Origin of the sequence: Alcanivorax sp. (assembly GCF_002733835.1) — a bacterium.
Classification (GTDB): Bacteria; Pseudomonadota; Gammaproteobacteria; order Pseudomonadales; family Alcanivoracaceae; genus Alcanivorax.
In genome coordinates this window covers 44,194-69,781 of record NZ_NVWY01000005.1, presented here as the reverse complement: position 1 = coordinate 69,781, position 25,588 = coordinate 44,194, and the positions used below count along the sequence as shown (strand labels likewise).

Genomic DNA, 25,588 nt, shown 5'->3' with positions numbered 1-25,588 from the left:
TAGGGGATGGCCAAACTGTGACGGAGTAGGCATTTGGTATTACTATTGGTTCAACAATAATACTATTATGCTACTAGTTGGTGCGATCGATAGTGGGGATGATCGCACCAAATCGGGAAATCCGGCATGGATCAAACGTTAACGTTCCACCCTGTGGCCTTGCAGTCGCAGCGATTACGCCGGGTGCTCTTTGCCATCCTGGCGGGCGGCAGTGCCCATACACTGCTCTGCTGGATTGCTTTGCAGCTGGACTTTTTCCGCGGTGGGGAGGCCCTGTTCTACTCCCTTTTTGCTGCCCTCTGGGCCGGCCATATCCTGTTTGTCTTGTTTATGCTGGTGGGCCTGAACCGCCGGCTTTCCGAACCTTCCATGATCATGCCGCTGATGGTGTGGTCAACCACCGGGTTATTGGTCACTGCCCTGGTCGTCGATCAGGTGCGTCTGTGTGTCATGTTGATTTTCTTCGCCATCGTCCAGATGGGGGTGTTGCAGGCCTCGCTCCGGCAGTTCATGGCTCTGGCAGGGTATTGCGTGCTGGGGTATGCGCTCGTGCTGGGGGTGGTTTGTGTTTACTGGCCGGAAGTGGTGGACGTGCAGGGCGAGTGGATTCAGTGGGGCCTGTTCAGTGCCATGGTACTGGCCGCCATGCTGGTGGCGTCGGAGATTTCCACCATTCGGTTCCAGTTGGGTAAGCGTAATCAGCAGCTGGCGGAAATTGTTGAGCGTATTCACGACATGGCGGTAAAAGACGAGCTGACCGGGTTCTACCGCCGTCGCCATGCCATGGAGCTGCTGAGCAAGGCGTGTGGGCAGTCTGCCCGTGGCGCGTATCAACTGGGTGTGGTGTATCTGGACCTGGATCATTTCAAGAAAACCAACGATCAGTATGGCCATGGCATGGGCGACCTGGTGTTGCAGCGTTTTGCGGATGTGACACGGCGCCACCTGACCAATCAGGATTTCGCCGCCCGTCTGGGCGGGGAAGAATTTATGCTGGTGTTGCCGGTGAGTGATCCGGAGGAAGCGCGCAATCTGGTGGAGGGTATTCTGCTGGGCATGCGCAGCCAGCGTTTCAAGGACGCTCCCGGGTTGGCGGTCACGGTTTCCGGGGGGCTGGCGATGCTGAATCCTGGCGAAACGCCTGCGCAGTTGATCAAGCGGGCGGACCAGGCGCTGTACCGGGCCAAGGAAACCGGCCGCGATAGATTGATTGTCGGGGAGACGGAATGAATCAGGACCTTCATCAGGCAGAAAAACTGACGTTGAGTGAAAAGCGCCTGATGCAACGCCATAGCCGTTCGGCCATGGCGATCATGGCCATGCATACCTTGCTTTGTGTCGTCTATTTTCAACTGGGCTATATGCATATCGCGCTGCCGGAAGCATTGGTGCTGGTGTCGCTGGTCTGGATTTCTCTGTTGGCTTACCAGCTGCTGATGGCAACCGGCATTACCTTGAATCTGCGTGAGCCAAGTTTGTCGCTGCCGTTGATTCTGTATTTTATTGGGGTGTTCATGGTGTCGGGCTATTACGTGGATGAGTTTCGACTCAGCGTGGTGACCCTGTTCTTTGCCGCCTTGCTGATGGTGTCGTTCCGGCTCAGTGGCAAGGTGATGATTGCCGTGGCGTTTCTGGCCAGTGCAGCCTATGCGCTGATGCTGTGGCTGGCGTTGATGGATCGCTGGGTGCAGCTGAGCCTGTCGGTGGAGCTGTTGCAGTGGCTGGTATTTGCCATGATCTCGGTCAGTTTTGCTGTCACCGGTGGGGGCGTGAACCGCCTGCGTAATGCGTTGGCAGACAAGAACCGGGACCTGGCCAATGCGGTGGAAAAGGTGCGGGAAATGGCCATCCGTGATGATTTAACCGGCCTGTTCAACCGCCGCCATTTGCTGGATATTCTGGAGCGCCAGCGGGCGCTGGCCGGTCGTAAAGGGGTGCCGTTTGCGGTCTGCTATGTGGACCTGGATCACTTCAAGAAAATCAACGACCGGCACGGTCATGACTGGGGGGACCGGATACTGCGCCAGTTTTCCGAGCTGGCGTTATCGGGCATGCGTGACGGTGATTTTTTTGGTCGCCTGGGAGGCGAGGAATTCCTGCTGGTGTTGCCGCAAAGTGATGCCCACGGCGCCCTGCTGGTGGCTGAACGTCTACGCCAGCGTTGGCGTGAACAGCGTTTCGATGCCCAGGGCGGCCCGGCCACTGTCAGCCTGTCCGTGGGCGTGGCGGATTATCGGGACGGCGAAAGTGTCGATGAGCTGCTTAACCGGGCCGATCAGGGTTTGTACAAGGCCAAGTCCGGGGGGCGGGACCAGAGCCAGGTGGCATGAAAAGTTGACAGTTGATAGTGGACAGTTGACAGCGTCGCGGACGAGTCCATCTGTTTATTAAAGCAAAGAGGCCGCGCTCAAATGTTGGGCGTGGCCTCTTGCGTTTCAAATCCGTCCTGCTCTTTGTCGCGTAGCTGTCAACTGTCCACTATCAACGGTCAACTGAAAAAGTGACCAAATGCTTGGTGCCCAGGCGTACATGCAGGTTGTCGCCTTCCACCACATTGGTGTGGCTGTCGGTCTGGCAGAGCAGGGTTTCGCTGGCGTCGACGCGCAGATGGTAGAGGATGTTGGCGCCGGTGAACTGGCGTCGGGTGACGGGCAGTGCCAGGGGGGCGGATTCGTCGGCAATCACGTCTTCCGGGCGGAGTAGTACTTCTACTTCCGTGCCAGGTTTTAGCGGTGCATGGCTGCGACCGCTGACATCGCCGAGGCTGGTGTGGACGGTGTTGCCATCGCGTACGGTGCCACGCAAAAAGGTGCCGTAACCGGCGAACTCTGCCACGAACCGGTTCGCCGGCGCGTGGTAAATGTTATAGGGCGTATCCCATTGCTCCAGGTGGCCCTGTTGCATGACGCCGATTCGGTCGGCCAGCGCAAAAGCTTCTTCCTGGTCGTGGGTGACCAGCAGGGTGGTGACCTTTTCCTGACGCAGGATGTCTCCCAGTTCCTGGGCCAGCGCCCGCCGCAGGTCCAGGTCCAGGCTGGAAAAAGGCTCGTCCAGCAGTAGCAGGGCGGGCTGGGGGGCCAGCGCCCGGGCCAGCGCCACACGCTGCTGTTGGCCGCCGGAGAGTTCGTGGGGGTAGCGTTGCTCCAGGCCGCTGAGCCGTACCCGTTGCAGGCTCGCGTGTACCCGCTCTTCGCGTTCCTCCCGGCTTTGCTGCCGCAGGCCGAAAGCCACGTTGTTTGCCACGGTGAGATGAGGAAACAGGGCATGTTCCTGGAATACCATGCCCAGGCCGCGCTGGTTGGGAGGAAGCTGACGGTGGGGGCCGGAGACTTGTTTGCCCTGAATGCTGATGGCGCCGGCGGTCACCGGTTCCAGCCCGGCGATGGCCCGCAATGTGGTGGTCTTGCCACAGCCGCTGGGGCCCAGCAGGCAGGCAATTTCACCGGCCGCCAGTTCCAGGTTCAAATCTTTTACGACGGTTTGCTGGTGATATCCGCAGGCCAGATTCTCAAGGCGCAGTAGGGGGGCGTTCATGATCATGCGCTCCCGGCTTCACGCTGCACGCAACAGGGGAAGATGTCTCCGTGATGCGTGTGGCATGGTGCGTGCAGCGTTGCCATCAATGTTGCCCGGTGAGCAGGAATTCCAGCAGGGCTTTCTGGGCATGCAGGCGGTTTTCCGCCTCATCCCAGACCACGGCTCTGGGGTCTTCCATCATTTCATGGCTGACTTCTTCGCCGCGGTGGGCCGGCAGGCAGTGCATGAACAGCGCATCCGGGTCGGCCTTGTCCATCAGCTCCGGGGTGACCTGGTAGCCGTCAAAGGCGTTAAGGCGTGTTTGCTGTTCGTCTTCCTGGCCCATGGAAGCCCATACATCGGTGACCACCAGGTGTGCGCCCTGCACGGCGGTGGCCACGTCCGGCTCCAGGCTGACCCGGTCCGGGTAGCGGCCCAGCAAGTCGCTGTCCGGAGTGAAGCCATCCGGGCTGCTGATCACCAGCTCGAAATCAAACTGATTGGCGGCGTTGATGTAGCTGGCGCACATGTTGTTGCCATCGCCGACCCACACCACTTTCTTGCCCTGAATGCTGCCGCGGTGTTCCACATAGGTTTGCATGTCGGCCAGCAACTGGCAGGGGTGAAAGTCGTCGGTGAGTGCGTTGATCACCGGTACCGCAGAGTGGTCGGCAAACGTCTGCAGGGTGGCGTGGTCAAAGGTGCGAATCATCACCGCGTCGACCATACGTGACAGAACCCGTGCGGAATCCTCGATTGGCTCGCCGCGGCCCAGCTGGGTGTCACGGGGTGACAGGAAAATGCTGGCGCCACCGAAATGGGTCATCGCCACTTCGAAGGAAACGCGGGTGCGAGTGGATGATTTTTCAAAAATCATGCCCAGGGTTTTGCCTTTCAGCGGCTCGTGGTGCTGGCCGTTGCGCAGCATGGTTTTCAGCTCAATGGCGCGCTGGATCAGGTAGCCGAGCTCATCCGGGGTCAGGTCGGTGAGGGTCAGGAAATGACGGGTCATGCGACCTCCTGCTCGTCGGCAAAACGGTGGATCAGAGTCGAGAGAGTGTCCACCAGGTGCTGCATCTCTGCCTGGCTGATTACCAGTGGCGGCAGCAAGCGCACCACGGAACCGGCAGTGACATTGATCAGCAGGCCGGCGTCGCGGGCCCGGTTGACCAGTTCGGCGCAGGGGCGATCTAGCTGGATGCCGAGCATCAGGCCTTTCTGGCGGATCTCGGTAACCATGGGCAGAGCTGAGAATGCCTGGGTAAAGGCGTCTTTCAGCCAGGATCCCTTGTCGGCCACGCCATCAATGATGTCGTCGGTGAGGGTGTTTACCACGGTCAGGGCGGTGGCGCAGCCCAGCGGATTGCCGCCGTAGGTGCTGCCATGATTGCCGGGGCCGAACACGCCGTCTGCCTTGCCGGCCACTAGGCAGGCGCCGATGGGGAAACCGTTACCCAGGCCTTTGGCGGTGGTCAGCACATCCGGGGTGACACCGGCGCCCAGGCAGGCAAAGTAATCCCCGGTGCGGCCGTTGCCGGACTGGATTTCATCCAGCATCAGCAGCCAGTCATTGCGGTCGCACAGGGTGCGCAGGCCGGCCAGGTAATCGTTGGCGGGAATGTGGATGCCGCCTTCGCCCTGCACCGGTTCTACCAGAACGGCGACAATATCGTGATTATCAGCCAGGGCTTCTACTGCTGCCAGATCGTTGAACGGCACACGGATGAAACCGTCCAGCAAAGGCGCAAAGCCTTCCTGCACCTTGGCATTGGCGGTGGCGGACAGGGTCGCCATGGTGCGGCCATGGAAGCTGCCTTCCATAACGATCACGGTGGGGCGGGCGATCTGTTTGCGTGAGCCATACAGGCGGGCAATCTTGATGGCGGCCTCATTGGCTTCTGCTCCGGAGTTGGAGAAGAACACGTTCTCCATGCCGCTCAATTCGCACAGCCGCTGGGCCAGCGATTCCTGGGCAGGAATGCGGTACAGGTTGGAGGTGTGCATCAGCTGCCCGGCCTGTTCGGCCAGGGTGCGGGTGACTGCCGGGTGGCAGTGGCCCAGGTTGCACACGCCAATCCCGGAGATGGCATCCATGTATTTGTGGTCGTTTTCGTCGTATAACCACACGCCCTCGCCCCGCACGAAAGCCACTGGCTGGCGCGCGTAGGTGGGAATCAAAAATTGCTGGCTCATTACCCTGACTCGTTAAAGCGAATTCGTCTGTTTTGGCGTGACCAAAACAAAAAACGGCAGCTGTTAGGCTGCCGGGAACCCCCGATAATAGCGCACATTTCAGTGAATAGTTAACACCCTGCATGGATTGGCGTTAGGCTTGTTTGCCTCAAGGGTTAATGGTTTTAGCTATTAACTATTCACTGTTAGCTATTGATTGCCTTTATGAATCCTGTCCAGCTGAGTATTTTTGCCAACCGCCTTGCCGGTGTCTGCGATGAAATGGGCGCGGTGCTGCGTCTCAGTGCCCTGTCTCCGAACATCAAGGATCGGCTCGATTTTTCCTGTGCCATTTTTGATGCTCAGGGCCGTTTATGTGCTCAGGCCGCGCATATTCCCGTGCATCTGGGCTCCATGGCCTACGCCATGGCGGATCTGGTTAGTGGCAGAACTTGGCAGTCCGGGGACCTGATGGTGGTGAATGATCCCTATCTGGGCGGCACGCATCTGCCGGATGTGACCGTGATTGCTCCGGTGCTGGTGGGGCCCACGTTGCTCGGCTTCGCGGTGACCCGCGCCCACCACGCCAATATCGGTGCTCACAGCCCGGGCTCCATGCCGGTGTCTACGGACCTGGCCCAGGAAGGGATTGTGATTGCGCCCACGTTGCTCAAGCAGCAGGGGCAGTGGGATGTGCCGCTGTGCCGGCGCCTGGCAGGGCTGCAGGCCGACGCCCGGGCGGTGTTGCCGGTGGACAATGCCCGCTTTGCCGACTTTGCCGCCCAGGCCAGTGCCTGTGAGGCGGGGGCTGCTCGTCTGGTGGCGTTGGCGGAGCACGATGGCGCGGCGCTGGCCGAGGCGTTCAATGCGCTTAATGATTATGGTGAGCGGCGGGCCCGGGCGCGTATCGCTGCGCTGCCAGATGGACAATATCGTTTTGAAGATTACATGGATGACGACGGGCAGGGGCAACAGGATATTCCTATTGTGCTGGCGCTGACGATTCGTGGGGAAGAAGCGTCGCTGGATTTCACCGGTACGGCCGGGCAGGTTGCCGGCAACATCAATTGCCCCTTGTCCGTGGCGGCGGCGGCTGCCTATTACTGCTTTCGTTGTTTGATGGATGACAATGTGCCCGCCTGCGATGGTCTGTTTCGCCCCATCAAGCTGTACGCACCGGAAGGTTCACTGCTTAATGCCCGTCGCCCGGCGGCAGTGGCAGCGGGTAATGTGGAAACCAGCTCCAGGGTGGTGGACGTGGTGTTGGGTGCGCTGGCCCAGGTGGCGCCGGAGGCGATTCCGGCGGCGAGCCAGGGGACCATGAATAACGTGGCCATGGGCGCCGACGGTGAGCAGGGCTGGGATTATTACGAAACCATGGCCGGTGGCACCGGTGGCCATGCCACGGGTGCGGGGCTGTCCGGTGTGCATAGCCATATGACCAATACCCTGAACACGCCGATCGAGAGCCTGGAGTCTCATTACCCCTTGCGCGTGCACCGCTATCAGCTTCGCCAGGGTAGTGGAGGGCGCGGGCAGCATCGAGGGGGAGAGGGTATCCTGCGGGAACTGGAGTTTCTGGGGCCAGCCAGTGTGACGCTGCTGACCGAGCGTCGCCGCTATCGGCCCTGGGGGCTAGCGGGCGGCGGGGAGGGCGCTGCCGGTGAGAACCGCTTGAATAATCAGGCTTTGCCCCCCAAATACAGTACCGAGGTTGCTCCCGGCGACCGCCTGATCATCGCCTCCCCGGGTGGTGGCGGTTATGGGGGGTGACAGTGGTACAATGGCCACTATAGGGCGTAACTCTGTGGCAGAGGTGTTGCCAGATGATTACGTGCCGCGAGATTTACAGGCGTAACGGCACTCAATACGAGATAGGTGAAGTAATGGATGTGATGCAGGTCATCAAAGACCAGATCGAGAAAAACCCGGTGATCCTCTACATGAAAGGGTCTCCCCAGTTTCCCCAGTGCGGTTTTTCCGCCCAGGTAGTGGAAGCCATGACCGCCGTTGGCAAGCCGTTTGCCTATGTGAACATTCTGGAAGCGCCGGAAATTCGTCAGAACCTGAAAGAGTATGCGAACTGGCCCACGTACCCCCAGTTGTGGGTGGGCGGCGAGCTGGTCGGTGGCTGCGACATCATCATGGATATGTACCGTTCCGGTCAGCTCAAAGAGCTGGTGGAAGGCGTTGCAGTGGAGTCGGATGAGTCCGAATCCTGATTTGAATTAAATTCGAGAAATTTTTTTATTTTTCTCCGAATAATATTCAACATTAAAAAACCCGGGTGAACCGGGTTTTTTAATGTTTGGCCACAAAAAGTGTATTAAGAATAAGTTTCAATCTTGTTTCTTCTTCGTTTAAATTCCTGCGCGATTTACTTATTTAGTCTTGTATCAGGGAAGGGAAGAAACATGTTCAAGCGTACCCTTATGGCTGCGGCAATGGCTGCTGTGCCTTTTTCTGCGCAGGCGGCGCAATCCGCCGAAGACCTGCAGAAACAGATCGACATTCTTGCCCAGCAAGTAGAAGCACTGCAAAAAGAGCAGGGCGCCTCCTCCAATCCGTTCGGTAAAGTGAGCATTGGCGGTTACGGCGAGCTGCACTATAACCATTTCAACAGAGACCCCGAGTTTGGTGGCAAGCAGCAGAATGACGAAATCGATGCGCATCGTTTTGTTCTTTTCTTCGGCTACGATTTTACGGACAAAGTGCGTTTTTTCTCCGAGTTTGAGCTGGAGCATGGTCTGGCTGGGGAAGGCAAAGACGGCGAAGTGGAGCTTGAACAGGCCTACATCGAGATCGATACGACCGCCAATACCAAGCTGAAGCTGGGTCAATTTTTGGTGCCAGTGGGGATCATCAACGAAACCCATGAGCCGAACACCTTCTATGGTGTGGAGCGTAATCGCCTGGAAAGCGCGGTGATTCCTGCGACCTGGTGGGAAGCCGGTGCCATGTTCAGCCAGGATCTGGGCGCGGGTCTGACCTATGACATCGCGGTGCATTCCGGCCTGGATTTCCAGGGCAGCACCACCAGCATTCGCGGCAGCCGCCAGAAAGTGTCTGAAGCGGCGGCCAATAAAGGGGCGGCCACAGGGCGTTTGCGCTTTGTCGGCATTCCCGGGCTGGATCTGGCATCGTCGGTTCAGTACCAGCAAGACGTAAACCAGGATCTGGGTCCGGAAGACGTCAGCGCCCGCCTGGTGGAAGCCCATGCCCGTTACACCATCGCGGGCATCACCGCGACGGTACAAAAAGCTCGCTGGGACTTTAACGGTTTTAATACGGATGCCGACCGTCAGGACGGCGAGCTGTATGAGCTTTCCTATAAAGTCACCGAGAAGCTGGGTGTGTTCGGTCGTTATGAGAACATCAACCTGCTGGCAGAAGATGGTACTGACAACGAAGCATCGATGATCAGCACCTTCGGTGTGAACTACTGGATTGTGCCGCAGGTGGTAGTGAAGGCCGATATGCAGAATGTGAATTACAAAAACTCCACCGAGGATGATAAGGCTGACGACAGCATCAATCTCGGTATTGGCTGGAGCTTCTAGGCCTTGCGCTTGAGATCACTTCGACAGGCAGCAGGGTGGGCGTCGCTCACTCTGCTGTTGTGTCTGTCAGGAAACGCCCGCGCGGAAGATGTGTATCTTTCCGTCGCAGATTTTATGGCGCAGCAGTTTGCGGCTGTGCCAACGCCGGCCATGCTTTGGCTGGATGAGACGCAGCGCCAGCAGGCGGTTGCGCTCAGCAAGGAAGACCCGGGGTTCCGCCAGCGTTACTGGTCAGATGGAACAACCAGTGCCTGGGTGCTGAACGTCATCGGGCGGGATCACCCCATTACCCTTGGTATTAGTGTTAAAGACGGTAGAATCGCTTCTTTGCGCGTGTTGATTTATCGCGAATCCCGGGGCTGGGAAGTGCGGCATGCCTTCTTCACCCGGCAGTTCGATCAGGCGCAACTGGAAAACGGCAAACTGGACCGTTCCATCGATGGCATTACCGGTGCGACCTTGTCGGTGGATGCCTTGCAGCGTGCGGCCCGGCTGGCGCTGTGGCTGGATCAGCAGCTTACGCCGTAGCGGTTGCTGCTCATTAACGGGTTTTTTTGAATACCGAGGCCGTCATGAACCAACGCAAACCGACTCGGCAGTGGCGCCGCTGGCATCGCTGGTTGGGGTTGGCCGTGGCGCTGCCCGTGCTGGTGCTGTCTGTCACCGGCGTCCTGCTTAATCATATCGAATCCTTCGGCTGGTCGTCCCGGCCGCTGCCGCCATTGCTGGCGCGCTGGTACGGTGCGCCGGTGCCAGAGTCCGTGTCGGGTATCGTCCTGGATAACCGCTGGTATGCCCAGGCCAATGACAGCCTGTTTATTGACGGGGAAAAGAGCCTCTATTGTCGGGCGCCGTTGCGTGGCGTGGTGCAGGATAATGGCTGGACGGTGGTCGGCTGTGCTGACGCACTGTTGCTGCTGGATGCCCAGGGCCAACAGGTGGAGCGTATGGGGCCAGCCTACGGGGTGCCTGCATTCAGTACCCTGGGGCGCAATGATCAGGGGCTGGTGCTGAAAACCGAGCAGGGGTTGAGCCAGTACGATGTGGATCAGCTGGCCAGCGTGGCGCTGCCCGAGGGCGCCACCTGGGCGCCCTCCCTGTTCCAGGCCCTGCCCGTAACCATGAAGCAGCGTGTAGTGGCGCAAAGTGTACCGCCGTCACTGAATTGGCAGCGTTTGTTGCTGGATCTGCATGCCGGGCGTTTGTTCGGTCTGGCCGGCCAGTTAGTAATGGACCTGGCGGCCCTGGTGCTGGTGGTGCTGGCGCTGACCGGTACGGTGATCTGGAGTCGCTCCCGCCGTTCATAGGGCCCTGGGGGCTGAATTGGCGGTGTTTTGCGCAAACGATCCAGATTCCTGCCAAAGAAAGCGCTTTGCCTGTTGAAAGCCGGGACACAATCCCCATGATTGTCCAATGCAGCTAGCCCATGCAGTATTGCTGCGGGCGTTGTATGATCGCTGCTCCACAGGATTTCAAGCGGCCAGAGCGAGCGCTTTGCTCTGGCTATACCGTAAGAATGGAAACAATGGAGAGAAACAATGGGCGTTCTGGTAGGTAAACCTGCACCGGATTTTACTGTTCCTGCTGTACTGGGCGATGGCAGCATCGTTGACGAGTTCACCCTGTCCGAAGCCATCAAGGGCAAGTACGGCCTGGTGTTCTTCTACCCGCTGGACTTCACCTTTGTGTGCCCGTCCGAGCTGATCGCTCTGGACCACCGCATGGATGCGTTCAAAGAGCGCAACGTGGAAGTGATCGGTGTGTCCATCGATAGCCACTTTACCCACAACGCATGGCGTAACACCCCGGTCAACGAAGGCGGGATCGGTCCGGTGAAATACACCCTGGCCGCTGACATGAACCACGGCATTGCCCAGTCCTACGACGTTGAGTCTGAAGGTGGCATGGCCTTCCGCGGCGTGTTCCTGATCGACCAGAACGGTGTGGTGCGTAGCCAGATCGTTAACGATCTGCCGCTGGGCCGTAACATGGACGAGCTGATTCGTCTGGTTGATGCCCTGCAGTTCCACGAAGAGCACGGCGAAGTGTGCCCGGCGGGCTGGCAGAAAGGCGATTCCGGTATGAAAGACACCCCGGACGGTGTGGCCGAGTACCTGTCTGGTAACGCAGACAAGCTGTAATAGAAAGCAGCACAAGAAAGGGGCGCCAGAGATGGCGCCCCTTTTTTTGTGCTGCTTGCCGGATGCCTGACGCTAAAAGCAGGATCAAAACACTGCGCAGCGTCAGGCGTCAGGCGTCCAATCAATCCAGCTCTTTCGCCAGGGTCGGCGGGATGGTTTTGGCCGGTGGTGGTGGCCAGCCGCCCAGGGTCTTGAAGCGATTGACCATGGAGCAGAACAGTTCCGCCGTGCGGGTGGCATCATATAGCGCTGAGTGGGCTTCGCGCTGGCTGAAGCGGATGCCGGCGGCTTCACAGGCTTTGGCCAGCACCGTTTGTCCGTATACCAGCCCGGCCAGGGCGGCGGTATCGAAACTGGAGAACGGGTGGAATGGGTTGCGCTTGATATCGGCCCGGTCCGTGGCGGCGTTCAGGAAGCCCTGATCGAAGAAGCTGTTATGGCCCACCAGTACCGCGCGGGTGCAACCGTGTTGTTTAATTGCTTTACGCACCGGTTCGAATACGCCCTTGAGGGCGGTTTCTTCCGATACCGCCCCGCGTAACGGGTTGTTCGGGTCGATGCCGGTAAAATCCAGTGCGGCCTGTTCCAGGTTGGCTCCGGGGAACGGGTCCACATGGAACTGGATACGGGTGGACGGGCGCAGGTTGCCCTGGGCGTCCATTTCAATCAAAACGGCGGCGATTTCCAGCAGCGCGTCGGTCTGGGAATTGAATCCCCCGGTTTCCACGTCGATAACGACGGGCAAAAAGCCGCGGAAACGTAGCGCCAGGCTGGGATGCTGATCGCTCATGATCACTCCATCAAACACAAAGACCCCGCAGAAACGGCAAGCGCAACGGCGAGCGGGGCTTATGCTACCGGAATCGTCACGCAGGCAACAGGCGAAACCGAGCTGCTCAAGTTCATGGAGGTGACGGGAACCGGGGCGGGCGGGTACAATACGCCCCCTCGATATGCCCCACGATTCATCGGGGGCCGGCCCATGCGCTGCCGGTCACCCATTTGCGGAGTCTTTCAATGTCCAAGATCAACAAGGTGGTACTGGCTTATTCCGGTGGCCTGGATACTTCAGTTATCGTCAAATGGCTGCAGGATACCTATGACTGTGAGGTGGTGACCTTTACCGCCGACATCGGTCAGGGCGAAGAAGTGGAGCCGGCCCGCGCCAAGGCAGAAGCCATGGGCGTGAAAGAGATCTACATTGAAGACCTGCGCGAAGAATTCGTACGCGATTATGTATTCCCCATGTTCCGTGCCAACGCCATCTACGAAGGCGAGTACCTGCTGGGCACCTCCATCGCCCGCCCGCTGATCGCCAAGCGTCTGGTGGAAATTGCTGAAGAGACCGGCGCTGACGCCATCTCCCACGGTGCCACCGGCAAGGGCAACGATCAGGTGCGTTTCGAGCTGGGCGCCTACGCGCTGGCCCCGGGCATTCAGGTGATTGCCCCTTGGCGTGAGTGGGATCTGAACTCCCGCGAAAAGCTGATGGCCTACTGTGAGGAGCGCAACATCCCGGTGGATTTCTCCAGCAAGAAGAAAAAATCCCCGTACTCCATGGACGCCAACCTGCTGCACATCTCCTATGAAGGCGGCAACCTGGAAGATCCGTGGTGGGAAGCAGAAGAAGACATGTGGCGCTGGAGCGTGAGCCCGGAAGCGGCCCCGGACCAGGCCACCTACATCACCCTGGGCTTTGAAAAGGGCGATATCGTCTCCATCGACGGCGAAACGCTGAGCCCGGCCGAAGTGCTGACCAAACTGAACAAGCTGGGTGGCGATAACGGTATTGGCCGCCTGGATATCGTGGAAAACCGCTACGTGGGCATGAAGTCCCGCGGCTGCTACGAAACCCCGGGGGGCACCATCATGTTGCCGGCCCACCGTGCCATTGAGTCCCTGACGCTGGATCGTGAGTCCGCGCACCTGAAAGACTCCGTGATGCCCAAGTACGCCGAGCTGCTGTACAACGGTTACTGGTGGAGCCCGGAGCGTCTGGCGCTGCAGAAGCTCATCGATGCCACCCAGGAACACGTGAACGGCGAAGTGCGCCTGAAGCTCTACAAGGGCAGCGTGACCGTTGTCGGCCGCCGTTCCGACAACGACAGCCTGTTCGATGCGTCCATTGCTACCTTTGAAGACGATGCCGGCGCCTACGACCAGAAAGATGCGGAAGGCTTTATCAAGCTCAACGCGCTGCGTCTGCGTATTGCCGCCAAGACGGGCCGCAAGTTGGGTTGATCTACGCTGGATGCATGACGCCCGACGCCTAACGGGTAAAGCACCACAAAAAGCCACCGCGAGCCACGGGCACGCGGTGGCTTTTTTATGTCGGGCCTCTGGCACCGGGCGTCCGGCGTAATACGTTACATAACAACAAGGAAAGTACATTTAGATTGTACGATCGTCTCAATTAACCTGTGAGCAGCGATATATCGACAGCTCTATATCCACAACAACAGGCTTATTGAGGAATCGCCATGCTGCTGCGCCAACCGGTTTTCGAGATCCCGTTCTTTCCCCGTGCTTTGGGTGCTATCGCCTTGAGTACCGCCTTGCTGGTGTCAGGGTGTGGTGGGGGTGGCAGCAGTGATGCGCCCGCCGCCAGTAGCCCGGCGCAGGAAGCAGAGCGGGAGGTGGCGGAGCCGCAAGCGCCGGCGGACGAATCCCCTGACAACCCGGCTACCGAGCCAGATGGCCCGCGCAAGGTCATTTTCGTGGGCAATAACTGGGAAGGCATGGTCGATGTGATTGATGCCAGCACCTACAAGCGACTGGGGCGCATCAATGGCATACCGGACCAGACCGAGCGGGAGAAGGCAATTGCCATGAACCCACTGGATCTGGTGTTCTTTCAGGGGATTCGCGTGCTCATTGGCGAAGGTCATCACCAGTACGTGGATGATATGTACAGCTCCAATGACGGCCGCCTGCTGATCGTCTCCCGCCCCAGCTATGCGGATGTGGCCGCCATTGATATTGCCACCGGTGAGGTGGTCTGGCGTTTTGAGGTGGACGGTTACCGTTCCGATCACATGGCGTTGTCCCCGGATGGCACCCAGGTGGCCGTGTCCGCCTCCACCGGCAACGTGGTCCATATTCTCGATGTGGAAACCGGTGAAGAGCAGGGCAAGTTCCCGTCCGGTGACTCGCCCCATGAAAATATCTACTCCGAGGATGGCAAGCGCATCTATCACGCCAGTATCGGTACCGTGTACACCCCGTTGGACAGCGAGCTGCTGGGCGGCGTCACCGATGCCCTGCTTGGCAAGAACCTGCTGGATGCGACCAAGGGGGAGCGGGTGTTTCAGGTAGTGGATGCCGACAGCCTGGAAATTATTAAAACGCTGGATCTGGAAGCCGATCTGGAGGCCGCGGGTTATGGCAACCTGAGCACCGCAGTGCGGCCCATGGCGCACACGGCAGATGAGCGTTATTTCTACTTCCAGCTGTCTTTTCTGCACGGCTTTATCGAGTACGACATGGAAGAGCAGAAAGTGTTGCGTCTGGCCGAGCTACCGGACCTGACCGGCCCACTGGTGACCCGGGAAACCTATGTGAACGATTCCGCCCACCACGGCATCGCCCTGAGTGCAGACGACAGCACCTTCTGTGTGGCCGGCACCATGAGCGACTATGTGGCGCTGGTGGACCGTGACGATTTCTCCTACGAACTGAAAACCGGTATTGGCGAAAAACCGTATTGGGTGACCACCAGCAAGGACGGTGACCACTGCTATGTGTCCTGGAGTGGCACCGACCAGATGTCAGTCTTCAACTATACCAGCGGCCAGGAAGTGGCCCGGGTGGATGTGGGCGACCACCCGCAGCGAATCCGTGAGGGCAGTGTGCCGCAAGACTGGGTAGAGGATCAGGGGTCCCTGTTTCTGCCTTGAAGTACGCCAGACGCCTAATGCCGGAGGCCTGACGCTGAGAACCCGACCGCCTTTCCCTGTGTCTGGCTTTCGGCGTCGTGTCTCCGGCGTTTTTCCTTGTCAATTCCTCCCTCTGCCACCACACTTCGCCCTGACACGGCAGGCGCTTGCGGCACCTGTGCATTTCTCTGTTGTCAGGAGTTTTCCCAACCATGCGAATCCTGCATACCATGCTGCGTGTGGGCGATCTTGAGGCGTCCGTCACTTTCTATACCCAGGTGCTGGGGATGACCGAATTGCGTCGCAAGGACTACCCGGAAGGGCGCTTTACCAATGTTTTTGTGGGCTACCAGCCGGAATCGGAAGGCGCGGTGCTGGAGTTGACCTGTAACTGGGACCAGTCATCCTATGATCTGGGCGACGGCTATGGCCATGTGGCTCTGGCCGTGGACGACGTGTACGCTGCTTGTGAGCGTATTCGTGAAAGAGGCGGGCGTATCACCCGCGAACCGGGCCCCATGAAGCATGGCACCACGGTGCTGGCCTTTGCTCAAGACCCGGATGGTTACAAAATCGAATTGCTGGGACGCGATTGATGGCAACAAAGGATTTGCAGGCGGGCAACAAGGTGATCGTTGGTTGGCGTGAGTGGGCCCAGTTGCCCGGGTTGGGCATCGACGCCATCAAGATGAAGGTGGATACCGGTGCCCGCACGTCCGCGTTGCACGCTTATCAGGTGGAAACCTTTGAGCGTGACGGGGCCGAGTGGGTGCGTTTTTGCATTCACCCGATTCAGGATCAGGATACCGTTCGTGAATGCGAAGCCCCGGTGCTGGATCGCCGTGTGGTCACCGACTCCGGTGGTCACAAGGAAGAGCGCCCGGTGATTCGCACGGAGATTGCATTGGGCGGGCGCTGTTGGCCCATCGAGATCACCCTCACCGACCGTGAAAACATGAAATTCCGCATGCTGCTGGGGCGAACCGCCATGGACCTGATTACCGTGGACCCGACAGCGTCATTCCTCCTTGGCGGCACAAAAGAGCAACCATGAAAATTGCGATTCTTTCCCGAAACAAGCGCCTGTACTCCACGCGACGCATGGTCGAAGCCGGCGAAGCAGCGGGCCATGAAATGCATGTGATCGACACCCTGCGCTGTTACATGAGCATGGTGGCTCACAAGCCGGAAATTCACTACAAGGGTGAAGTGCTGGAAGGGTTTGATGCGGTGATTCCCCGTATTGGCGCCTCGATTACCCAGTACGGTACGGCGGTGGTGCGTCAGTTCGAAATGATGGGCGTTTTTCCGATCAATGAATCGGTGGCCATCTCCCGGTCCCGTGACAAACTGCGTTCATTGCAGCTGCTCTCGCGCAAAGGCGTTGGGTTGCCCATCACCGGGTTTGCCCACTCGCCGGATGACATCCCTGACCTGATCAACATGGTTCGCGGTGCACCGCTGGTGATCAAGATGCTGGAAGGTACCCAGGGCATCGGCGTGGTGCTGGCGGAAACCCGCAAGGCCGCGGAGTCGGTAATCGAAGCCTTTATGGGCCTGAACGTGTCGGTGATGGTGCAGGAATACATCAAGGAAGCCGGCGGCGCGGATATTCGTTGTTTTGTGGTGGGCGGCAAGGTTATTGCGGCCATGAAACGCCAGGCCGCGCCGGGCGAGTTCCGCTCCAACCTGCACCGGGGTGGCAGTGCCAGCCTGATCCGCATCACCCCGGAAGAGCGCGCCACCGCTGTGCGAGCCGCGCGTATCATGGGGTTGAATGTGGCGGGGGTGGATATTCTGCGTTCGCACCATGGTCCGGTGGTGATGGAAGTGAATTCCTCTCCAGGCCTGGAAGGGATTGAGATGGCCACCAACAAGGATGTGGCTGGCATGATCATCAAATTCATCGAAAAGGATGCCCGTCCCTACAGAACCCAGACGAAAGGATCCAAAGGCTGATCCTCGCTTTTGTAGGAGCGCCACTGGAGGCGCGAACGCGAAGAGGTTGCACCGTAGGGTTATCTTTCATGGGAGGCGCCTACAGTGGATGAGATTTTAGTGGCTGTTTCGGGTGAGAAATGAAAAATCCAAAAGAACCGAAAAACGCTCCCTTTGAAATTGATGGCATCACCGTCCAGCCCGGCTCCCGTGCGAAAGTGGAATTGCCGTTGGCTCAGCTTTATACCCAGACACCGCTGAATGTGCCTATTCACGTGATCCACGGCCGCAAGCCCGGGCCGGTGTTCATGGTCAGCGCGGCTATCCATGGCGATGAGCTGAACGGCGTGGAAATCATCCGCCGCCTGTTACGCCATTCTGCCCTGAAAAACCTCAGCGGCACCCTGTTGGCGGTGCCGGTGGTGAATGTGTTCGGCTTTATCCATAAATCCCGCTATTTGCCGGACCGCCGGGATCTGAACCGCTGCTTCCCGGGCTCGGAAACCGGCAGCCTGGGTGCGCGCATGGCATGGCAGTTCAAGACCCAGGTGCTGGACCGTGCCACCCACGCGGTGGACCTGCACACCGGCGCCATTCACCGCGATAATCTGCCGCAGATTCGAGCCAACCTGTCCAACGACGATACCAGCGCAATGGCCAACGCCTTTGGCGTGCCCGTGGTGATCAACTCGGTGCTGGGCGAGGGCACGCTGCGTGAAGTGGCGGAAGCCCAGGGCATTCCGGTTATCACTTACGAAGCCGGCGAGGCGCTGCGTTTTGACGAGTCCTGCATTCGTGCTGGCGTCAAAGGCGTGCTCAACGTGATGCATCATCTGGGTATGACCGGTTCTCGCCGCACCAAGGCACCCGCCGAGCCCTACATTGCCCGCTCCTCCAGCTGGGTGCGTGCCGAGCGTGATGGTGTCTTCCTGTCCCTGGTGGCCCTGGGTGCCTGGATCAAGAAAGGGGATCTCATCGGCCGTATCTCCAGCCCCTTTGGCGGCGATGATATCAATATCCACGCCCCCGCTGCTGGCATTCTGGTGGGCCGCAACAATCTGCCGTTGGTCAACGAAGGCGAAGCCCTCTATCACATCGCCCGTTTCGAGGAGGTGGGGGAAGTGGCGCAATCCCTGGAAGAGTTTACCCACGATATCGAGGAAGGGCCGACTCTGTCGGGGGAGCCGCCGATCGTATAATCCGGCTCGCGCCTGTGGCCACTCAGGCCAGGCGCCAGGCGTCATGCAAACGCGCGCTGGCGGCTTGGTGGGCGGGGGGCTCTTCCCCTTATGCTTTTTTGTGCTTCTCTTATTACGCATTCCCGGGCCGACCTGTCGCTTATCCTTTGTTATACTCCGCCGCTCACGGAATCCCCTCGTTGATTGAGCATATGGAGTAAATTGATGGTCTCTTTGGTCAAGCCGCACGGTGCGGACGCATTGAAGCCCCTGTACGTTGCCGATGAAGCCGCGCGCGTTGCCTTGCAGCATGAAGCGGAATTACTGCCTTCAGTGGTGATCAGCTCGGCAGCTGCCGCCAATGCGGTGATGATGGGGGCCGGTTATTTCACCCCGCTGTCCGGCTACATGAACAAGGCGGATATGCTGTCCGTGGCGGAAAACCTGACCACTGCCGATGGCCTGTTCTGGCCGGTGCCGATCGTCAATATGCTGAAGGATGTCAGCGCTATTGAAGGCGCCAAGCGCATTGCCCTGCGTGACCCCAATGTGGACGGCCAGCCGGTAATTGCGGTGATGGACGTGGCGGCCATCGAAGAAGCCACTGATGCGGAACTGGAAGCGGTGGCCGAGCAGGTCTTCGCCACCACCGACAAGCAGCACCCGGGCGTGGCCAACTTCCTGGCCGCCGGCAATTTTATTGTGTCTGGCGACATCCAGGTCCTGAACTACTCCTACTTTGCTGACGACTTCCCGGATACCTTCCGCACGGCGGTGTCCATCCGTAATGAATTCGTTGAGCGTGGCTGGAACAATGTGGTTGCCTTCCAGACCCGTAACCCCATGCACCGCGCCCACGAAGAACTGTGCCGCATGGCCCAGGAAGCGCTGAACGCCGACGGTATCCTGATTCACATGCTGCTGGGTAAACTGAAGCCGGGTGATATTCCTGCCGACGTGCGCGATGCCTCCATCCGCAAGATGGTGGAAGTGTACTTCCCGCCCAATAGCGTGATGATTACCGGTTACGGCTTTGACATGCTGTATGCCGGCCCCCGTGAAGCGGTGCTGCATGCGGTATTCCGTCAGAACTGTGGTTGCAGCCACTTGATCGTTGGCCGTGACCACGCCGGTGTGGGCGATTACTACGGTGCCTTCGACGCACAAACCATTTTCCAGGAAAAAGTGCCGGCAGGCGCCCTGGAGATCAAGATTTTCGAAGCCGACCACACCGCCTACTCCAAGAAGCTCGATCGCGTGGTGATGATGCGTGATGTGCCGGATCACACCAAGGAAGACTTTGTGCTGCTGTCAGGCACCAAGGTCCGTGAGATGCTGGGTCAGGGGATTGCCCCGCCGCCGGAATTCTCCCGTCCTGAAGTGGCGCAGATCCTGATGGATTACTACCAGGCGCTGGACGCCGACAAGTAATCAGGGCTGACCTGAGCACGTTCGCTCAGTAGGCATCAGAAAGAAAAAAGCCTCTTTTAAGAGGCTTTTTTTGTTTCTCACGGATAAGAGTGAATAACGCGCTACTCGCTGTCTGAAGGGTTTATCGCGAATGCCTGGCACTTAGCCAAACGCTCGATGTCGGATGCCTGACGTAACCCCCCATAGCCTGAGCGGCTGTCGTGGTGGCGGGGATTTCAGGACCATCACGAAGGTAGTAACTGGGTAATGCATGTTGCACAGAGAACGTGGAGGCCAAGTGTTCAGGTTTTTAATGCAGGCGTTAGTCGTCGGGCATCCGGCGTCCAACGCTTGCCAGGACGGGATAATGGGACAAGTTCTGAAGCCGGCTGATCACTCAGTTCCGCGATAATCCCTATTCATTGCCGGCGGACGTTACTCTGGGCAGCCTGCCCGGTGCACTGAAAAGTCGCGTTAACCGTCCAGCCGATACAGTCACCGTCCTGGGTTTCATTGCTGCAGGTCTGGCTGGGTTTGCCACTGGGAATCGCGCCGTTATACCCCCAGCCCTGACATTGCGCGCTGGCTTTTTGCAGGCCTTGTTGCCAGTCCATCTGTGGGTTCTGCATCAGGTTATAGTCGGTGGCCAGAGTCACGGTGCCTTCATTCTGGTTTCCGTCAGCAACCCGGATCGGGGAGGCGGCGGTCACGCAGGCGACCAGGGACGCGGCGGCAAGCACGGTCAGAAAGCGAATGAACATGGTTGGCTCCAGTCAGTGGGTGAGCAGTATCCACAAAGCCTACGGGCTGGTCTGAAGGACTCAAGCGACAATCTGTAAAGAAAGCAAAAAATTATGGTGATGGCGCTGCCGGGGCCGAATTGCTTTCTATCCAGTGGCGACGGTTCCGGTCCGGCTGTTCCCAGTGGAGGTTTTTACTTCATGCATGGGCGTCATGGGGTTATGGAAGAATATCACCAGCCGCAGGCCATCGGTAATAAAGGGATCGCCGGTGAGGTTATGGCCGGGATTGTCGATATGTTTGGCTTCCATGGCCCGTACATATCCGAACTCGGCCAGCCGTTGTGAAAAAATCATGTCCTGTGGCAGGTAGTCCCGGGCCTCGTCCACATCCAGTTTGATGCCCGGCACGTCGATGATGAATGACGATTGCCAGCTTTTTCCGCCGCCGAGCAGGTCCACATTGACGACCTTGACGCCAAGATCGCGGTTGGTGAATACAAAGCCGCTGGTGCGCTTACCGGTTGGCAGGTTGATGGGCATGGCACGGGAAACGAACATGCGGTCCACGGCTTTTTCATCTTCCTTGCCGAACTTTCCTTTCACTTTCCAGGCCACTTCCAGTGGCGAAAAATATTGTTGGTCGGTGGTGACGGGCAGGTAATACAGCGGCGTTCCGGTGTGGTTGTCCACCTCCAGCCAGACGGCCTGAATGCCGTGTATCCCCAGGGCCACGCCAAAGATGTCGTGGGCATCGCTGTCACTGATGACGCTGGCGCGTACGGTCAGCGCTTGTTCCGCATGTTGCGTAGCGCCTTCGCGCAGAGCGTTGTCGTCGACGATGCCGGGTTGAAAACTGCATGCGGCGGTGAAAGTGAAAAGGCTGAATAGCAAAGCGAGCCGTTGCATCATTCCCAAACATCCCCTGAACCCGTGAAGCTTGATGTTAACACTGCCATTGGCGGAATGTTGATGATTAGCACTGAACCCGTACGCCGCTGGGTGTGTGGGGTGATATGCCATTGGGTGAGAGGGAGGGGGAGGAAGCTGAGGAAGGCTGAACGTGGTTGAAGGAGGCCGGCGATGCCGGCCCCTTCAATGGAAGATTAAAGCTTCTTGAGCTTTTTCTTCTGAGACATGGTGTGCTCCGTCGTTTATGTCGAATACAGGTTCTATCGGTTTCAGTCAGTCGCCGGAAGGCGCTTCCTGATTCTTGATAAAGTCGCGAATAAACCGGCGTACTTCCCTTGCTGCACTGGTATCGAGTTCCTCACAGAGCTCGATAAAGCGCACACGCTCTTCGTCGTTGATTCGGACGATAAGCTGGCTGTTTTTCTTTTTGGCTTTGCTTTTTGCCATTGGTCATCACCATGAAAAATTACGCCGCATCGTCGCCGGTTCACGCTCGACTTTCAATGAGGCCATAGGCTATCTTTAAGATAGTCAATGTATATACGTTTTCTCAGCCCTTGTACGGATAGTCCAGGCTGCCTTTCATGGCGACCTTGTCGTCGTCACTGAAGTCGGGGAAGGGCAAAGCCTCATCCTGGCTGCGTTGCACCGTGGCTGTGCTGTCTTCGGTGTTGTTGACCCATTGCTGAACCGGCACCGCCAGGTGGACGCCGTTATCCTCCAGAATTTGCAGGATGCGCAGGTTCAGGTCTTCAGCCACGGCCAGGAATTCGCCATAAGCGCTGCTGTCCACATAACAGTTCAGCGAGATGCGGTAGCCGTCGCGCAGGATTTCCTCGAAACGTACCCGGGCGGCGCGTTCGGTGAGCCGTGGGTGGCTGTAAATCAAGCGCCTCAGGTCGACCAGTAACTGGCGTAGCTGGTCGGTGCTGGCGCCCAGGCGGATATGCAGGTCGCGATGGTAGCGACGGAAATCGGACATCGCTGATGTTTTCGATGCTGGCGCTGGCGAGTACCGCGTTGGGAACGTACACCACGGTGCGGTCCGTCTGGCGAATGCGGGTAGAGCGCAGGCCGATTTCCTCGATGACGCCGGCGGTGGTGCCCACCCGGCAGAAGTCGCCGGGTTGAACGGGTTTGGCAATGTACAGGGTGAAGGCGCCAATCACGTTTTCCAGGGTCTTTTGTGCGGCCAGCGCCACGGCGATGGAGCCGATGCCCAGCCCGGCCAGCACCGTGGTGATGTCGTAGCCGGAGTCGCTGAGCCACAGCAGAAAAATCACCACAGTGGCGATCATTTTCAGGATGGTGCGAACCGGGCGAATGATGCCGGACCAGTACTTCTGGTTCTGGGCACTGCTAAGGAACAGGGCAGAAAGCAGTTCGATAACGCCCAGCGCCAGGAACAGGGTGGCCAGATAGCCCAGGGCGGACTGGTTCAGGTACACCTGGGCGCGGATGGACAGGCCCAGTTCGGCCACGCCCAGCTGCATCATCTTGAAGAACAGGTACCAGCGAAACGGCATGGAGAAGAACTGGTGCAGGGTATCGCGGTAACGGTCCGAGAACTCCAGCAGGCGCAGTGTCAGCCGGCGCAGCAGGGAAGAGGCCAGCCAGGCGCCGATGATGATCAGTACCAGCCCGGCCACCTGCCAGTTCTGCATATAGAGGACCGTGAAATCCGGCAGATAATCCGCCAGACGGGCAATGGTCGGGTTGTAACCGAACAGCTCCCAGAGATGGGGGATTTGCTGCACTGTGGCGTTGGAAATTTTCCAGATACGACGATCGTCATCGCCGGGTACCCGTTGCAAATAGAGGGTCAGGGTGTCGTCCGGCAGGGTCAGGGTGGCGATCTTGTCCCGGTAGCTGGGCAGGCCGTCATCCCGGTGCCCCTCCGGGTGGGTGGATAACCGGGTCAGGTCGAGAATACGCTGCTGCCCCCAGACAATGTTCAGCTGCTCCATCAAGGTGGCGGCGTCCTTGTCGGCCATGTCTGCGGGCAGGTAGCGCATGTCCAGGTAAGCCCCGGCGGCGTCCCAGTTTCCGTCCTGGGCTGCGTTCATGATGGCCAGCATGGTCGATAGGGGGTATCGCCGGGTCGAATGCTGTCATCTTGCAGGGAGTCAGCAATCACCGCTTCGGCTTTCTCCCCTGTATCAATGACATCCTTGATGGTCAGCGAGCTATCGTCCGCGTGGCTCCACGGTGCCAGGAGCAGCAGGCAGGCGATCAGGGGGAGAATTCGGTGCGTCACAGGGTGGATTCCTCAAGGCTGGGGGCTGTTGTGCCAAGGCAAGGCTAGAATGTACCGCTAACCGGGGTGTCGGCCAATGATGGTGGCGCTGACAAGGCCGCAGAGAACAGACCGACGGGCCTGTCAGACAGAGCAATGGCGGCAATTGGCAGGTATTATCCCGGTTTTACGGGGGATTTTGCTTTAAAATCCCGGCCGTCGATTTTTCGGGCAGCGCGGGTTGCCTCGAACCTGGGATCAATGAACCAAGGGAAAACAGATGACCGTAATTCTGGCCTGTCTGCTGACTTATGCAGGCTGCATTGTTTTTATTCGGGTGCGTAACCGGGAACCGTTTGGCCTGAAGCGCCAGCTGTCGGACTTTTCCACCTTTATGGTGCCGTTCAATATTCCGGCCTATCTGCTGTCCAAGGTGCCAACCACGCCGCGCCTGAGCCTGTCACATCTGCCAGAGCTACAGCTGATTGAGGATAATTGGGAAACCATTCGCGATGAGGCGGTGGCGCTGTATCACGGGGGGCTGATTACGGCGAAAGAGGATCTGCCGGCCAGTAGTTTTTACAAGGATAATCGCTGGACCAGTTTTTATCTGAAAGTGTATGACAACAAGCTGCCCTCGGCCTATGACCTGGCGCCGAAAACCATGGCGCTGCTGGAGCAGATTCCCACCCTGAATATCGCCCTGTTCGCGGTGTTGATGCCGGGCAAAAAGCTGAATCGCCATCACGATCCGTTTGCCTACACGCTGCGCTACTCCATTGGTCTGAGTACCCCCAATGATGAAAACTGCGGGTTGACGGTGAATGAGGAGGATTACATCTGGCGCGATGGCGACAGCATTATCTTCGACGAAACCTATATTCATTCTGCGTGGAACCGCACCGAGACGCCCCGCATTATCCTGATGACCGATGTGGACCGCCCCTTGAAGAGCAAATGGGTGCAAAAGGGCTACTGGTTCTTCGGCTGGTTTTTCAACCGTCTGTTTATGATCGACAACGTGGACAGCAGCCACACCGGTATTGGTAACAAACTGGGCAAGGGTGTCATCGCCTACAAAGGCTTCCTCAAATCGGTGAAGCGGAAGAACAAGCGATTCTATGTAACCGCCAAGTGGGCGGTGGTTCTGGCGGTATTGGGCGGGATCAGTTACCAATTGGTGTGAATGTTATTCACTTTTCGGAGAACGATAAACGGTAGCAGCGCGGCGAAGATCCGCCGTGCTGTAATTGGCAGCCGTTGAATTGCCGTGACAGTATGGGTACGGGGAGATCATCAGAAAAACACCGGACAAAACAAGAACAGAAACAGGAATAATAACAATGATAAGGACTGTCATTGCCCGCAGGAGCGCCGTGCTCTTGCCCATCGTGTTGTTGTCGCTTTCCTTTACCGCATCGGCCGACGTGGCCGTGGCGCCGGCTGGGCCCTTTTCCGCCAGCGGTGAATTGGCCATGAAAAAAGGTCGTATACCGGTGTCCTGTGAAACCACCTTTGATGGCCGCGTGGATGCCGCCGGTGGGCTTCGTGTTACTGCGGTGACTTTCGGGGGGCTCAACCCTTTGTGTAAAAGCATCAAGGCGCTGGGCCTGCCCTGGCAAGGGCAGGTGGATAGCCCCCGCAAGCTCACGGTGCATGATATGCAGGTAAAAGTCCGGGTGCCCATGCTCGGGGGGATTTGCGGTCCGGGCCCGGTGTCGCTGGTATGGCGCAATGCCGAGGCCTCGGCCAGCTTTGAACAGGTTAACCTGGGGCCGGATTGCGCCATGAATGGCACCATGCTCACCACGCCGCAGGTGGATATCCGTCATCCGTCGCAAACCGGGGCGGTTACACAAAGTGCGAGTTCGCCCTGAAGACGTATCAGCTTTGTTATTCCGGCCTGATCG

Annotated in this window: 27 protein-coding genes and 2 pseudogenes; 17 read left to right on the top strand and 12 right to left on the bottom strand. The window is 58.5% G+C overall.

Features of this window, described 5'->3' with window-relative positions:
- Positions 1–126 precede the first annotated feature (126 nt).
- Both COA55_RS04445 and COA55_RS04440 read left to right on the top strand, forming a co-directional pair.
- Positions 127–1,230 carry a GGDEF domain-containing protein gene (locus tag COA55_RS04445; protein ID WP_063520138.1) on the top strand — a complete coding sequence of 368 codons (1,104 nt, stop codon included), beginning with the start codon at positions 127–129 and terminating at the stop codon, positions 1,228–1,230.
- Positions 1,227–2,330, top strand: a complete 1,104-nt coding sequence (locus tag COA55_RS04440; protein WP_290500794.1) for a GGDEF domain-containing protein — start codon at positions 1,227–1,229, stop codon at positions 2,328–2,330. Before COA55_RS04445 ends, COA55_RS04440 begins: the two co-directional genes overlap by 4 nt.
- A 151-nt stretch (positions 2,331–2,481) precedes the next feature.
- Here the strand turns inward: COA55_RS04440 and COA55_RS04435 are convergent, their stop codons facing one another.
- The 3 genes from COA55_RS04435 to COA55_RS04425 form a co-directional block, all read right to left on the bottom strand.
- Positions 2,482–3,534, bottom strand: a complete 1,053-nt coding sequence (locus COA55_RS04435; protein WP_290500793.1) for an ABC transporter ATP-binding protein — start codon at positions 3,532–3,534, stop codon at positions 2,482–2,484.
- A gap of 85 nt (positions 3,535–3,619) precedes the next feature.
- Positions 3,620–4,528: an ornithine carbamoyltransferase gene (argF, locus tag COA55_RS04430; RefSeq protein ID WP_063520115.1), complete on the bottom strand. Its 909-nt coding sequence runs from the start codon at positions 4,526–4,528 to the stop codon at positions 3,620–3,622.
- On the bottom strand, positions 4,525–5,709 hold the full coding sequence (locus COA55_RS04425; RefSeq protein ID WP_063520114.1) for an aspartate aminotransferase family protein: 1,185 nt from the start codon (positions 5,707–5,709) through the stop codon (positions 4,525–4,527). Before COA55_RS04425 ends, argF begins: the two co-directional genes overlap by 4 nt.
- A gap of 204 nt (positions 5,710–5,913) precedes the next feature.
- On the opposite strand from COA55_RS04425, the gene COA55_RS04420 reads away from it, so the two are divergent.
- The 6 genes from COA55_RS04420 (at position 5,914) to COA55_RS04395 (ending at position 11,389) form a co-directional block, all read left to right on the top strand.
- Positions 5,914–7,461, top strand: a complete 1,548-nt coding sequence (locus COA55_RS04420; RefSeq protein ID WP_290500792.1) for a hydantoinase B/oxoprolinase family protein — start codon at positions 5,914–5,916, stop codon at positions 7,459–7,461.
- Positions 7,462–7,574: 113 nt separating this feature from the next.
- A complete protein-coding gene (gene grxD / locus COA55_RS04415) occupies positions 7,575–7,910 on the top strand; it encodes a Grx4 family monothiol glutaredoxin (protein ID WP_290493166.1) in 336 nt (111 codons plus the stop codon).
- A gap of 192 nt (positions 7,911–8,102) precedes the next feature.
- Entirely contained in the window at positions 8,103–9,248 is a 1,146-nt protein-coding gene (locus tag COA55_RS04410; RefSeq protein ID WP_290500791.1) for a porin, read from the top strand.
- Between the two features lie 114 nt (positions 9,249–9,362).
- On the top strand, positions 9,363–9,776 hold the full coding sequence (locus COA55_RS04405; RefSeq protein WP_290500790.1) for an FMN-binding protein: 414 nt from the start codon (positions 9,363–9,365) through the stop codon (positions 9,774–9,776).
- A 44-nt stretch (positions 9,777–9,820) separates the two neighbouring features.
- Positions 9,821–10,555: a PepSY domain-containing protein gene (locus COA55_RS04400; protein WP_290500789.1), complete on the top strand. Its 735-nt coding sequence runs from the start codon at positions 9,821–9,823 to the stop codon at positions 10,553–10,555.
- Between the two features lie 231 nt (positions 10,556–10,786).
- Positions 10,787–11,389 carry a peroxiredoxin gene (locus COA55_RS04395; RefSeq protein WP_035248916.1) on the top strand — a complete coding sequence of 201 codons (603 nt, stop codon included), beginning with the start codon at positions 10,787–10,789 and terminating at the stop codon, positions 11,387–11,389.
- 121 nt (positions 11,390–11,510) lie between these two features.
- On the opposite strand, the gene rnt is transcribed toward COA55_RS04395, so the two are convergent.
- Positions 11,511–12,179, bottom strand: coding sequence for a ribonuclease T (gene rnt, locus COA55_RS04390; RefSeq protein WP_063520992.1), 669 nt, complete (start codon positions 12,177–12,179; stop codon positions 11,511–11,513).
- A 227-nt stretch (positions 12,180–12,406) separates the two neighbouring features.
- Here rnt and COA55_RS04385 point away from each other — a divergent pair, with 227 nt between their 5' ends.
- The 7 genes from COA55_RS04385 to sat all read left to right on the top strand — a co-directional run bounded on the left by COA55_RS04385 (position 12,407) and on the right by sat (position 19,811).
- Positions 12,407–13,630 (top strand): argininosuccinate synthase, encoded by a 1,224-nt coding sequence (locus COA55_RS04385; RefSeq protein ID WP_290493871.1) that lies wholly within the window; start codon positions 12,407–12,409, stop codon positions 13,628–13,630.
- Between the two features lie 239 nt (positions 13,631–13,869).
- Positions 13,870–15,285: a serine/threonine protein kinase gene (locus COA55_RS04380; RefSeq protein WP_290500788.1), complete on the top strand. Its 1,416-nt coding sequence runs from the start codon at positions 13,870–13,872 to the stop codon at positions 15,283–15,285.
- A gap of 191 nt (positions 15,286–15,476) precedes the next feature.
- Positions 15,477–15,860: a lactoylglutathione lyase gene (gloA, locus tag COA55_RS04375; protein ID WP_063519168.1), complete on the top strand. Its 384-nt coding sequence runs from the start codon at positions 15,477–15,479 to the stop codon at positions 15,858–15,860.
- Entirely contained in the window at positions 15,860–16,318 is a 459-nt protein-coding gene (locus COA55_RS04370; RefSeq protein ID WP_063519167.1) for an ATP-dependent zinc protease, read from the top strand. The genes gloA and COA55_RS04370 overlap by 1 nt, the downstream gene beginning before the upstream one ends.
- Positions 16,315–17,223 (top strand): 30S ribosomal protein S6--L-glutamate ligase, encoded by a 909-nt coding sequence (rimK, locus tag COA55_RS04365; protein WP_007148982.1) that lies wholly within the window; start codon positions 16,315–16,317, stop codon positions 17,221–17,223. The genes COA55_RS04370 and rimK overlap by 4 nt, the downstream gene beginning before the upstream one ends.
- 119 nt (positions 17,224–17,342) lie before the next feature.
- Positions 17,343–18,401 (top strand): succinylglutamate desuccinylase/aspartoacylase family protein, encoded by a 1,059-nt coding sequence (locus COA55_RS04360; RefSeq protein ID WP_063519166.1) that lies wholly within the window; start codon positions 17,343–17,345, stop codon positions 18,399–18,401.
- Positions 18,402–18,605: 204 nt separating this feature from the next.
- Positions 18,606–19,811: a sulfate adenylyltransferase gene (sat, locus tag COA55_RS04355; RefSeq protein ID WP_290500787.1), complete on the top strand. Its 1,206-nt coding sequence runs from the start codon at positions 18,606–18,608 to the stop codon at positions 19,809–19,811.
- Between the two features lie 398 nt (positions 19,812–20,209).
- Here the strand turns inward: sat and yecR are convergent, their stop codons facing one another.
- The 7 genes and pseudogenes from yecR to COA55_RS04325 form a co-directional block, all read right to left on the bottom strand.
- Entirely contained in the window at positions 20,210–20,551 is a 342-nt protein-coding gene (gene yecR / locus COA55_RS04350; protein ID WP_290500786.1) for a YecR family lipoprotein, read from the bottom strand.
- A 126-nt stretch (positions 20,552–20,677) separates the two neighbouring features.
- A complete protein-coding gene (locus COA55_RS04345; RefSeq protein WP_290500785.1) occupies positions 20,678–21,442 on the bottom strand; it encodes a hypothetical protein in 765 nt (254 codons plus the stop codon).
- A gap of 273 nt (positions 21,443–21,715) precedes the next feature.
- Positions 21,716–21,889, bottom strand: coding sequence for a hypothetical protein (locus COA55_RS04340; RefSeq protein WP_007150661.1), 174 nt, complete (start codon positions 21,887–21,889; stop codon positions 21,716–21,718).
- A gap of 103 nt (positions 21,890–21,992) precedes the next feature.
- Positions 21,993–22,202, bottom strand: a complete 210-nt coding sequence (locus COA55_RS04335; RefSeq protein ID WP_290500784.1) for a hypothetical protein — start codon at positions 22,200–22,202, stop codon at positions 21,993–21,995.
- 3 nt (positions 22,203–22,205) lie between these two features.
- A pseudogene (locus COA55_RS16930) lies at positions 22,206–22,424 on the bottom strand (hypothetical protein); the annotation flags it as partial.
- 13 nt (positions 22,425–22,437) lie between these two features.
- Positions 22,438–22,740, bottom strand: a pseudogene (locus tag COA55_RS16925) (mechanosensitive ion channel domain-containing protein); the annotation flags it as partial.
- 764 nt (positions 22,741–23,504) lie between these two features.
- The gene (locus COA55_RS04325; RefSeq protein WP_290500782.1) at positions 23,505–23,699 is read right to left on the bottom strand and encodes a hypothetical protein; all 195 of its coding nucleotides are present in this window, start codon (positions 23,697–23,699) and stop codon (positions 23,505–23,507) included.
- A 259-nt stretch (positions 23,700–23,958) separates the two neighbouring features.
- Between COA55_RS04325 and COA55_RS04320 the strand changes: the two genes are divergently transcribed.
- Positions 23,959–24,864 (top strand): aspartyl/asparaginyl beta-hydroxylase domain-containing protein, encoded by a 906-nt coding sequence (locus tag COA55_RS04320; protein ID WP_290500781.1) that lies wholly within the window; start codon positions 23,959–23,961, stop codon positions 24,862–24,864.
- A gap of 3 nt (positions 24,865–24,867) precedes the next feature.
- On the opposite strand, the gene COA55_RS04315 is transcribed toward COA55_RS04320, so the two are convergent.
- Positions 24,868–25,155, bottom strand: coding sequence for a hypothetical protein (locus tag COA55_RS04315; protein WP_290500780.1), 288 nt, complete (start codon positions 25,153–25,155; stop codon positions 24,868–24,870).
- Here COA55_RS04315 and COA55_RS04310 point away from each other — a divergent pair.
- Entirely contained in the window at positions 25,154–25,555 is a 402-nt protein-coding gene (locus tag COA55_RS04310) for an activator protein (RefSeq protein ID WP_290500779.1), read from the top strand. The two genes, COA55_RS04315 and COA55_RS04310, sit on opposite strands and share 2 nt — an antisense overlap.
- Positions 25,556–25,588 lie beyond the last annotated feature (33 nt).